This window comes from Corynebacterium variabile (assembly GCF_006539825.1).
Classification (GTDB): Bacteria; Actinomycetota; Actinomycetes; order Mycobacteriales; family Mycobacteriaceae; genus Corynebacterium; species Corynebacterium variabile.
In genome coordinates, this window is the sequence record NZ_BJNT01000011.1 from 107,511 (window position 1) to 117,673 (window position 10,163).

General features: G+C 66.6%; 9 protein-coding genes and 1 pseudogene. 8 read left to right on the forward strand and 2 right to left on the reverse strand.

The features are described 5' to 3' along the window. Positions 1-17: 17 nt before the first annotated feature. The 6 genes and pseudogenes from CVA01_RS07670 to CVA01_RS07695 all read left to right on the forward strand — a co-directional run bounded on the left by CVA01_RS07670 (position 18) and on the right by CVA01_RS07695 (position 6,973). A complete protein-coding gene (locus tag CVA01_RS07670; protein WP_141329769.1) occupies positions 18-836 on the forward strand; it encodes an ABC transporter ATP-binding protein in 819 nt (272 codons plus the stop codon). Beyond that, positions 833-1,768 (forward strand): ABC transporter permease, encoded by a 936-nt coding sequence (locus CVA01_RS07675; RefSeq protein ID WP_141329771.1) that lies wholly within the window; start codon positions 833-835, stop codon positions 1,766-1,768. Before CVA01_RS07670 ends, CVA01_RS07675 begins: the two co-directional genes overlap by 4 nt. Continuing rightward, entirely contained in the window at positions 1,768-2,793 is a 1,026-nt protein-coding gene (locus CVA01_RS07680) for an ABC transporter substrate-binding protein (RefSeq protein ID WP_141329773.1), read from the forward strand. Before CVA01_RS07675 ends, CVA01_RS07680 begins: the two co-directional genes overlap by 1 nt. Continuing rightward, positions 2,790-4,211, forward strand: coding sequence for an LLM class flavin-dependent oxidoreductase (locus CVA01_RS07685; protein WP_141329775.1), 1,422 nt, complete (start codon positions 2,790-2,792; stop codon positions 4,209-4,211). The genes CVA01_RS07680 and CVA01_RS07685 overlap by 4 nt, the downstream gene beginning before the upstream one ends. A 290-nt stretch (positions 4,212-4,501) precedes the next feature. Next, a pseudogene (locus tag CVA01_RS07690) lies at positions 4,502-5,971 on the forward strand (anion permease); the annotation flags it as partial. 6 nt (positions 5,972-5,977) lie between these two features. Next, a complete protein-coding gene (locus tag CVA01_RS07695; RefSeq protein ID WP_141329777.1) occupies positions 5,978-6,973 on the forward strand; it encodes a hypothetical protein in 996 nt (331 codons plus the stop codon). On the opposite strand, the gene CVA01_RS07700 is transcribed toward CVA01_RS07695, so the two are convergent. Then, positions 6,952-7,470, reverse strand: coding sequence for a YpsA SLOG family protein (locus tag CVA01_RS07700; RefSeq protein WP_141329779.1), 519 nt, complete (start codon positions 7,468-7,470; stop codon positions 6,952-6,954). The two genes, CVA01_RS07695 and CVA01_RS07700, sit on opposite strands and share 22 nt — an antisense overlap. A 130-nt stretch (positions 7,471-7,600) precedes the next feature. Between CVA01_RS07700 and CVA01_RS07705 the strand changes: the two genes are divergently transcribed. Both CVA01_RS07705 and CVA01_RS07710 read left to right on the forward strand, forming a co-directional pair. Continuing rightward, positions 7,601-7,807, forward strand: coding sequence for a type II toxin-antitoxin system HicB family antitoxin (locus CVA01_RS07705; protein ID WP_141329781.1), 207 nt, complete (start codon positions 7,601-7,603; stop codon positions 7,805-7,807). 110 nt (positions 7,808-7,917) lie between these two features. Next, a complete protein-coding gene (locus CVA01_RS07710) occupies positions 7,918-9,066 on the forward strand; it encodes an RNase H family protein (protein ID WP_141329783.1) in 1,149 nt (382 codons plus the stop codon). Positions 9,067-9,249: 183 nt separating this feature from the next. Here the strand turns inward: CVA01_RS07710 and CVA01_RS07715 are convergent. Then, on the reverse strand, positions 9,250-10,163 hold a 914-nt coding region (locus tag CVA01_RS07715), incomplete at its 5' end, for an IS256 family transposase (protein ID WP_141329785.1).

Sequence of the window (10,163 nt, forward strand, 5' to 3'; positions counted from 1 at the left end):
TGGCAGAATCCCGCGCCATGACCAACACAGACCTGAGCAACAGCCCACCGAAAATCTCCGTCCGGGAAGTGTCCAAGATCTTCCCGGCCGGCGCCTCCGGCACCACAGTCACCGCGCTCGACCGCACCAGCCTCGACGTCCGCGACGGTGAGTTCCTCTCCCTGCTCGGCCCCTCCGGCTGCGGGAAATCCACGCTCCTCGACCTGCTCACCGGCCTGACCACGCCGACCGACGGCGAGATCCTCATCGACGGCCACCCCGTCGTCGGCCCCGGCACCGACCGCGGCATCGTCTTCCAGCAGTACGCCCTGCTCCCCTGGCGCACCGCCCTGGGCAATCTCGAGTTCGGGCTGGAGAACAGCGTCCGCTCCCGGCGCGAACGGCGCGAGACCGCCCGCCACTACCTCGACCTCGTCGGCCTGTCCGACTTCGCCGACCGCCACCCCGGGGAACTCTCCGGTGGCATGAAACAGCGCGTAGCCATCGCCCGCAGCCTGTCCTACGACCCGGATGTGCTGCTCATGGACGAGCCCTTCGCCGCCCTTGACGCCTTCACCCGCGAATCCCTGCAGGACATGCTGCTGACGATCCGCGAGGAGACGCAGAAGACCATCGTCTTCGTCACCCACAGCATCGACGAGGCCGTGTACCTCTCCGACCGCGTCGCGGTGATGAGCGCCCGCCCGGGCCGGATCCGGGCGCTGGAAGACGTCCATATCGACCGCTCGGTGCCGGATGCCCGCTCCACCGAGGACTTCCGCACCCTGCGTCACCACCTCTGGGCACTGCTCCAGCAGGAGACCACCCCACGACCCCTCACAGGAGCCCACCGATGAGCACGACACTCACCTCCACATCCACCGCACCGGACGCCTACGCCACCACCGGGACCTCCCCCGGGTCCACCACCTCACCCGCCGGCGCTGACCCGGCGTCCTCCCCTGAGCACCCCACGACCCCGGACTCCGATGCCACGCCCACCGCGTCCTCCCGCGCCCGAGGCATCCTGCACGCCCTGCCGCGTCTCGCAGGACGCACCGCGACCCGCTCGCTGCTCATCCTCGTCCTGCTCGCCGTGTGGGAGATCGCGCCGCGCAATGACTGGGTCAACCCGATCTTCCTGCCGCCGCTGAGCGAGGTACTCGATGCGGCGTGGCGGCTGACCACCGACGGCACGCTCGGCCACCATGTCGGTGCGAGCCTGACGCGCTCGGTCGTCGGTTTCGGTATCGCCGTCGTCGCCGGTGTGACGCTCGGCCTGCTCATCGGCTGGTACCGCTTCCTCGCCGACCTGCTCAACCCGGTTCTCGAGATCCTGCGCAACACCGCCGCCCTCGCCCTGCTGCCCGTGGTGACTCTGCTGCTCGGCATCGGCGAGACCGCGAAGATCTCCCTGGTGGTCTACGCCGCACTGTTCCCGATCCTGCTCAACACGCTCACCGGGGTACGTACCGTGGACCCGCTGCTCGTGCGCTCCGCCCGGTCGCTGAACCTGCGCCCGCACCAGATCTTCATCAGGGTCGTGCTGCCCTCGGCGGTGCCCTCGATCTTCACCGGCCTGCGGATGGGTGCGGCGGCGTCCATCCTCGTCCTCGTCGCCGCCGAGATGATCGGTGCGAAGTCCGGCCTCGGCTACCTCATCCAGGCATCCCAACTGAACTTCCAGATCGCCAACATGTATGTCGGCATCATCGCCATCGTCGCGCTCGGCCTGCTGGCGAACTACGGCCTGCTCGCCGTGCAGCGTCGGCTGTCGAGGTGGCGCTGATGCGACGCCTGCTCACAGCCCTGCTCGGCATACTCGGCCTCCTGGCCTCCCTGGCACTGGCCGGATGTGCCGGCACCGGCGGCGCCACCGAACTCGCCGACGGACGCTATGAACTGAAGTACCAGGGGACGCCGGGCTCGGTGAACCTCCCCGAACTCGCCGAGGACCTGGGCTACTTCGACAACATCGCCCTGAACCGCGTCAGCGACACCTCCTCGGGGCCGATCTCGATCCAGAATGTCGCGACCGGCGAGACCGACTTCGGCTCCGCCTTCAACGGTGCGATCGCGAAGCTCCGGGCGTCCGGGGCGAAGATCACCGGCGTCGTCGATTCCTACGGGGCGGACGCCGAGACCTACAACGGCTTCCTCGTCAAGAAGGATTCGGACATCCACACCGGCAAGGACCTCATCGGCAGGACCATAGGTATGAACACCCTGGGTGCCCACGCCGAGTTCATCACGCGCGAGTGGCTGCGCCAGCAGGGCCTGACGCCTGAGGAGATCGGGAAGGTCAACCTGGTCGTCGTCGAACCGGTGAACAACGAGGAGGCGTTGCGCTCCGGGCAGATCGACGTCGGCGCGGTCAGCGGACCCTTCCTCCAGCGCGCCGCGGCGTCCGGGGACTTCCGGGAGATCTACACCGACAAGGACCTCTTCGACGAGTTCTCCTACGGCTCCTGGATCTTCCGCGACAACTTCATCGAGAAGTCACCCGACGCGGTCGCCGACTTCACCCAGGGTGTCGCCCGGGCGATCCGCTGGCTGCAGACCACCGACCGGCAGACCGTCGTCGACCGCTACAAGACCATCATGGCGGGCCGCGACCGCGACGAGGACCCTGCGCTGGCCGAGTACTACCGCAGCTCATCGATACTGAAACCCGGCGGTGTGATCCAGCCCGAGGAGTTCAGCATCTGGACCGACTGGCTGGTCCGTAACGGCGAGTTCCACGACGACGAGGTCAACCCCGACGACCTGTTCACCAACGAGTTCAACCCCTACGCCACAGGAGAACTGACATGACCGACCACACCCACCGCACCAGCTACACCGACCGTACCGACCAGCTCGTCCTCAACGCCTTCGTCTACCCCGAGGGCCACCACGAGGCCGCCTGGCGACACCCCGCCACCACCCCGGAGCGACTGCTCGACCCGGAGTACTTCGTGGACATCGCCGGGACCGCCGAGCGTGGCCGGCTCGACGCGATCTTCTTCGCCGACTCCCCGGCCGTCACCGGCAATGTCGAGCTGCGCCCCGGCGCGGGCTTCGAGCCGCTGACACTGCTCTCGGCCATCGCCGCGCGGACCGAGCACATCGGTCTGGTCGCCACGGCGTCCACCACCTACAACGACCCGTACACCCTCGCCCGGGCGTTCGCGTCCCTGGACCTCATCTCCGGCGGACGGGCAGGCTGGAACATCGTGACCACCGCCGCCGACGTCGCCTCGGCGAATTTCGGCCTGACCGGGCACCCGTCGGTGGAGGAACGCTACGCCCGCGCCACCGAGTTCGTCGAGGCAGTAGTCGCGTTATGGGACTCCTTCGAGGAGGACGCCCTGCTCGTCGATCCGGTCGCAGGACGCTGGGCCGACCCCTCCCGGGTGCATCCGGCGGACTACCGGGGCCGGTACGTGTCCACGAAGGGGCCGCTGAATGTGCCGCGCTCGCCGCAGGGGCATCCGGTACTTGTCCAGGCCGGATCCTCGAACGCGGGGCGTGCCCTGGGCGGACGCTTCGCCGAGGCGATCTTCACCGCCCACCAACAACTGGAGGACGCCGTGGACTTCGCCACGGACATCCGTTCCCGGACTGTCGCGTCCGGCCGTTCCGGGTCGGACGTGAAGATCCTGCCGGGGCTCTCCCCCTTCATCGGTGAGACGGAGAAGGAGGCCGCAGAACTGGAGGCGGAGTTCACCGACCTCATCAATCCGGCGTTCAACCTGCCCACGCTCAACGGCCTGTTCGACCTGGACTTCACGGAGGATCACCTGGACACGGTGATCCCGCTGTCCGCGATTCGGGCGACCGGGCAGACGTTGGACAACAACCACAGCAGGTCGCAGGTGGTCGCCGGCATCATCGAACGGGAACTCCCGACGGTGCGTCAGCTGCTCGGCCGGCTGGCCGGAGCGCGTGGTCACCGGGTGTTCACGGGCACTCCGGTGCAGGTCGCGGACACGATCGAAGAGTGGTTCCGGGCGGGGGCGGCCGACGGGTTCAACATCATGCCGCCGTTCTATCCCGGTGGCCTGGAGATTTTCGTCGACGAGGTGGTGCCGATCCTGCAGGAGTGTGGCCTGTTCCGCACCGGGTACCCGGGGTCGACGCTGCGGTCGTCCTACGGGCTGGACGTGCCGGAGAACCGGTGGACGGTGCAGCGGGCCGGGCGGGTGTCCGCGACTGATGGACTGAACGCAGTAGCCGACCGCTCGGCCTGACCACGGGGCGGGGTGCTCCCGGCCCCGGATAAGGCGTGTCTCTGGTCACGGGGACTGTCCGACCGGGCACTGTGCTTCTAACCTAGACGTGAACGCATCAGTGACTACACCGGCGTCACCCCTACCGGGAAGGAATTCAGGCGATGTCCAGACACTCAGAATCCTCAGGTCGGTCCGCCACCCCGACGGAGCCGCAGTCGGAAACCCCGGCGGAAGCGAAGAGACCGGAGGCGACCGGGTGCGCTGAGTCCACCGGGTCCGCCGGATCTACGGACTCCGGTGCACCTCAGCAACCGCATCCGCGGGTCGATGCCCCGCCCTCGGACCACTGGCGCAGCGTCCTCACCGGATTCGGTGTCGCTGTCGCCATCACCGTCATCTTCTGGTTCGTTCCCCATCCCTCCGAGCTCTCCGACCAGGCCTGGCGCATGTTCGGCCTGTTCGTCGCCACCATCGTCTGCATCATCATGGCGCCGATGCCGATGGGTGCCGTGACCATCATCGGTATGGTCGCCGCCGTGCTGCTCAACCTGGTGCCCCTGTCAGCGGACAGTGACGACGCCAGCGCCCCCTACGCACTGATGGGATTCAGCAACGCCACCATCTGGCTGATCGTCATGGCGTTCCTGCTCTCGCGGGGCTTCATCAAGACCGGGTTCGGACGCCGCATCGCCCTGTACTTCGTCTCCAAGGTCGGTGGACGCATGCTCGGCGTCGGCTACGGACTCAGCCTCGCCGACCTGGTGATGTCCCCGGCCATTCCGTCGGCGACCGCCCGCGGCGGCGGCATCATGGCCCCGATCATGCAGTCGGTCGCCCTGACCTATGACTCCGAACCCGGCCCCACCGCGCGTCGGGCCGGCGCCTACCTCGCGCTCGTGTCCTCCAACTCCAACTCCATCACCTGCGCGATGTTCCTCACCGCGATGGCAGGCAACCCGCTGATCGCCTCGCTCGCGTCCCAGCAGGGTGTCGAGATCTCCTGGGCGACGTGGGCGCTCGGCGCGATCGTCCCCGGACTGGTCGCGCTCATCGTCGTCCCGGCACTGATCTACACCGTCTACCCGCCCGAACTGAAGAAGACGCCGAAGGTCAGGCAGATGGCCGCCGACGAGCTCAAAGCCATCGGCCCCATGAGCTACGGGGAGAAGGTGCTGGCGGCCACGTTCGTCGTCCTCCTGCTGCTGTGGACCGTCGGCGATCTGGCCTTCGACATCTCCGCGACCACGACCGCGTTCATCGGCGTTATCATCCTCATGGTGTTCCACGTGCTGACGTGGGAGGACATCATCCGGGAGAAGTCCGCGTGGGACACGATGACCTGGTTCGCGGTGCTCTACATGATGGCCACTGCACTGTCCGAGTACGGCTTCATCGACTGGATCTCGACGCTCATCGCCGATTCCCTGGGGTCGATGGGATGGATGCCGGCACTGATCCTGCTGGTTGTCATCTACTTCTTCGCCCACTACTTCTTCGCGTCCGCGACGGCGCACATCTCCGCGATGTACATCGCCTTCCTCGGCGCGGCGCTCGCCCTGGGGGCACCGCCGCTGCTGGCCGCGTTGGTCCTGGGCTACTGCTCGAATATCTTCCAGTCCCTCACCCACTACGCCGGCGGGGCGTCCCCGACGTTGTTCGGGACCAAGTACAACACCGCCGCGCAATGGTGGACTGTCGGGCTCATTGCCGGGGTGGCGTCCCTGCTGATCTGGATCTTCGTCGGTGGCGCGTGGATGAAGGTCGTCGGGATCTGGTGACGGACGATGCTCCTCCCCGTCATCTTCCGTGGCAAGGACGGCGCCGAGGCGGCCGCGATGCTGGACCGGTGGAATCCGTGGTTCACCCGACGGGTTCCGGCGATCGTCCGTGAGACCGCACTGGATCTCGCCGAGGGACTGGTTGATGTGGCTTTTCACCGGCTGACCGGGGCATCGCACTTCGATGAACTCCACCACTTTTTCGGCGCATCGGTCTGGTATCCCTGGGGATCGTCGGTCTCCAAGGACCGGGAGATCGACGAGGTCCTCCTCAATGGCATGATCGTCACGCTCGACGAGGAATTCCAGGCGTTGTGGGTGCAGTGTCTGGTCATGGCGCTGACGGAGAACGGGACGGTGCCGTTGACACAGAGGACGTGGAAGCTTCTGTTGAAGTCCATGGGCCCGATCATCAAATACGCCGTGTCTGACAGCGGCCTGCAGGAGGTGGATGTCGACATCCGGATCGACCCGAAGTCCCTGATCGCCCCGACTGGCCCGACGACCGCAGTTTCCTGGGTCGGAGATGTGCGTGGGCACCGTACGGCCGCTCTCGCCTCGTGGTGGGACCGTGTGGACAGTCTCTTTATCGACGCGGCGTCCCGCGAGGCACTGATCGGCGCGGCGAAAGCGACTGTCGCTGCGCTGGCGCGGTTGACCACCCGGGATGGCGGACTCCTCCGCGTCGGGCTGCCCGAGGTGGCCCGACGCGGTCCGGCGAATGTCCTGCCGATCGCGCGGGACTCCGCGGTCATCGAGTGCCCGCTACGCGTTTTCGACACCGAGGCACCGCGTGAGCTCGTCCTGTTCCCTGTGCCGGACCACCGCACCGCCCGGGAGCTGAGGTTCGCACTCGCCGGCCCGGTGGACACCATCCATGCCCTGTGGGCGCCGGCACTGGCCGCGGCCGCCCAAGTCCATGACGGCTCACACGGTGAGCCGCCGTGGATGGAGAAGGTGGTCAACGCATCACTGCGGGACTACGCCGAGGCCGAGGGCTGACTTCCTGCGTTGAGCCGCAGCAGGTCACCGACGATCCGGAAGGACGCCTCGTACGCCCCGGGCCACTCGCTCTCCCGCGGTCCGGTGATGTTCACGGTGAGGCCGGTGCCGAGGCGACGCAACCACTCGCCGGGTTCGGCGACATCCCCCTGCCCCACTGTCCGGACGGGACGGGAGAAGGAGGACGCCAGTTCCCGTCTCAGCGCAGTTCCCGGTGACGCATCGGAGCTTTTCATGTCTGCGACGGGGCCGATGATCAGCGTGACGTCACTGTCCCGCACATTCCACTCCGTGCGCTGTGCCGGCTCCCGTGAAGGCGTCTCCCGCAGTTCCGGGTAGTCCGTGCGCAGACCTGGGGCCTCCGGCAGATCCTCCGCCCACCCTCCGGCCGGGCACCACCCCTCGATCGGCACGCCGGCGGCACAGGCAGCATCCAGTGCTCCCCGATCCACGCCGGTCTGCCCGCCGGAGCGGATCGTGGTGATGAGTGTGGTCATGGGTGGGAGCGTAGCAGCAGGTGAAGACTGGTTTTGTCTAGTCGTCTTGCCTGGACTGCTACAGGACAGCCCCGCTAGGCTCAGATTCACCGGCAGCACCCGCTGCCCCAGGACAGTTGGGAATGGATCCATGACCACGCAACTCACTGCAACCGCCACCAGGTCCGAGGGTTGGTGGGCGGTGTCCGTCCCCGAGGTCGACGGGCTGTTCACTCAGGCCCGTAGCCTCGATGAGATCCCGGCCATGGTGCGCGACGCGCTCACCCTGTTCCCGGAGTATGGCATCGACCCTGCAGACACCGAGATTTCTGTCGAAATGGTCGCCAGCACCGAGTGAGACAGCAGCCGGAGCGGCCACCACTCGAACATCGAGTTCGACCACCACCGTTCCCCGTCCTCACCGCCTCTAGCGTGCTCTCCTGTCGCCCACCTAACACAGGAGAAACCGTGACCACCGCTCTCGCCCCGACCCGTCGCCCGTCCACACCCAGTCCCGCGGGCATGCCCCGGCGCAGAGCGAGGCCGCAGACCGCCAGCCCCTGTACGACGGCCTACCTCCCAGTGGACATCACGGTGCGCAAGCTCACCGAGTTCTTCAGGCCCGGCCACTCGACTTTCGCCGGGTGCGTGAGCATCCGCGGCACGTACTCACCGGTGGTCGCCGGAAACCGGGACCAGGTGGTTCAGAGCCTCGCGCAGTGGATCACCCGGCGCCCGGAGCTCGGCCGCTCTCCCCTGCCGCTGCGGGTCAGCCTGCACCGGTGCCTCTCACGGAACCAGCCCTTCCCCATCGACTCCACCTACGTTGCCTCCGGTCTCGTGTCGGCGGGGCTCGGCATCACCGGTGTTGAGCGGTGCGACAGTGCTGATCTGACGACGATGACTGCCCTGTCCCGGGAGGTTCCGGACATGATCACGCGGGCAGGTTCGTCCGGGCGTGTCCCCAACCCGCCGACGACTCAGCGCGTGCGTACCGGACTGATCCAGCGCTCGATGGCAGAAAAGTACCGCACCCGGTTCGAGAGACGTGCTTTCTACACCCACCGGTGGTGGGGTGCGTGGGACCGCCCATTGCTGGTGTCCGAGTTCCCGGATCTGGAGGAGATCCCGGAGCAGATCGACGTATACACGGACGCCTCATGTGTGCCGGGCTCGTCGTGGTCTGCGATCGGAATATCCTGCCCGGCGCTGGGAGTTGTGGCCTCGGCGGTGCTGGACCGGGAGTTCATCAAGGACCACGCCCAGATCCGTGTCGCAGAGACCGCGGCGATCGCCGCGGGTGTGATGCTGTTCTGCGAGTCTGCCCGGAAGATCGTCATCCATTCGGACTCCCAGCTGGCGCTGCGTTGGTGGGAGGACACGGAGGCCATTCCGGGTCGTTGGTCCACGCTGCGGAACTACGCCGGCCATGAGAAGCAGAGCCACCGCAATGCGGAAGTGAAGTGGGTGAAGGGCCACGCCGACTGCGGCGGCAATCTGTGGGCTGACCGTGCTGCGCGCCTATCGCTGCACGCGGCCCGGTGGGAAGAGGAGGACGCCGTACGCCGCGAGAAGTTCGACAATCTCGCGGCGGAGTTTCGGGGCGGTGCGATGTAGTCATCGGCCGTTTTGCGTCTCTACAACCCTCATTGGCGCCATCCAACGTCCGGAAGGTCATGCAGTAGAATTTCACGCGATACTTCAAGGTCAAGTCCTGGGAAGTGGTGTATCTCCCTTCCGCTGAAACAGTGCGTCTGACTCCAGGTCAGGGACCGTCACGAGCCTGATAGCGAGTCCAGCTCATGCTGCCTCCTGCACGGTGACGTCGGCGTCGATGACGTTGGCGTTCATCATCGTCCTGGTCTGCTCCAGACTCGTCAACGACATGTAGCGCTTCTGCTGAATCCAGTCATCGTGCTGCTCAGCGAGCACCGCCCCGACCAACCGGACCACCGCGTCACGATTCGGGAAGATCCCCACGACGTCGGTACGCCGGCGAATCTCACGGTTGAGCCGTTCGGTGGGGTTGTTAGACCACACCTTCGTCCACACCGCCTTCGGCACGCTGGTGAATGCCAAGAGCTCATCAAGGGCCTCCTCCAGGTAGTTGGCGACATTCGGGAACCTGTGCTCGCAGAAACTGACGACCTCCCGGGCCTGGGCCCACACCGCGGCGGCATCGGGTTGCTGGAAGATCGTCTGGAACATCGCCGACAGTGTCGGCCACTGCGTCTTGGGGACCATCGACGAGAGGTTCTTGGCGAAGTGCGTCCGGCAGCGCTGCCACGACGTATTCGGCAGTACCTCGCCGATGGCGTGCTGGATGCCCAGGTGGGCGTCGCTGGTGACCAGGTACACCTGGTCCAGCCCGCGGGCCTTGAGATCCCGGAAGAACCCGGTCCAGGAGGCCACGGACTCTGCGGTGGCGACCTGCATGCCCAGTAATTCCCTGTAGCCTTCCACGTTGACCCCGCAGGCCAGCAGCACGGAGGTTTTCACGACCCGTCCGCCTTCACGGACTTTCATCGTCAGCGCGTCGCAGGACACGTACAGGTAGGGTCCACCGTCGAGTGGGCGGTGGCGGAAGTCCTCGACCAAGATGTCGAGGTCCTTGGCCATGTCGGATACCTGCGATTTCGACAGGTTGGTGATCCCCAGGCTGGCGACCAGGTCATTCATCCTGCGGGTGGACACACCCTTGAGATAGCAGGTCG

Coding starts and splice junctions, on each gene's coding strand:
- CVA01_RS07680 (WP_141329773.1), top strand. CDS start 1,768: ATGCGACGCCTGCTCACAGCCCTGCTCGGCATACTCGGCCTCCTGGCC.
- CVA01_RS07695 (WP_141329777.1), top strand. CDS start 5,978: ATGCTCCTCCCCGTCATCTTCCGTGGCAAGGACGGCGCCGAGGCGGCC.
- CVA01_RS07670 (WP_141329769.1), top strand. CDS start 18: ATGACCAACACAGACCTGAGCAACAGCCCACCGAAAATCTCCGTCCGG.
- CVA01_RS07675 (WP_141329771.1), top strand. CDS start 833: ATGAGCACGACACTCACCTCCACATCCACCGCACCGGACGCCTACGCC.
- CVA01_RS07705 (WP_141329781.1), top strand. CDS start 7,601: ATGACCACGCAACTCACTGCAACCGCCACCAGGTCCGAGGGTTGGTGG.
- CVA01_RS07685 (WP_141329775.1), top strand. CDS start 2,790: ATGACCGACCACACCCACCGCACCAGCTACACCGACCGTACCGACCAG.
- CVA01_RS07700 (WP_141329779.1), bottom strand. CDS start 7,470: ATGACCACACTCATCACCACGATCCGCTCCGGCGGGCAGACCGGCGTG.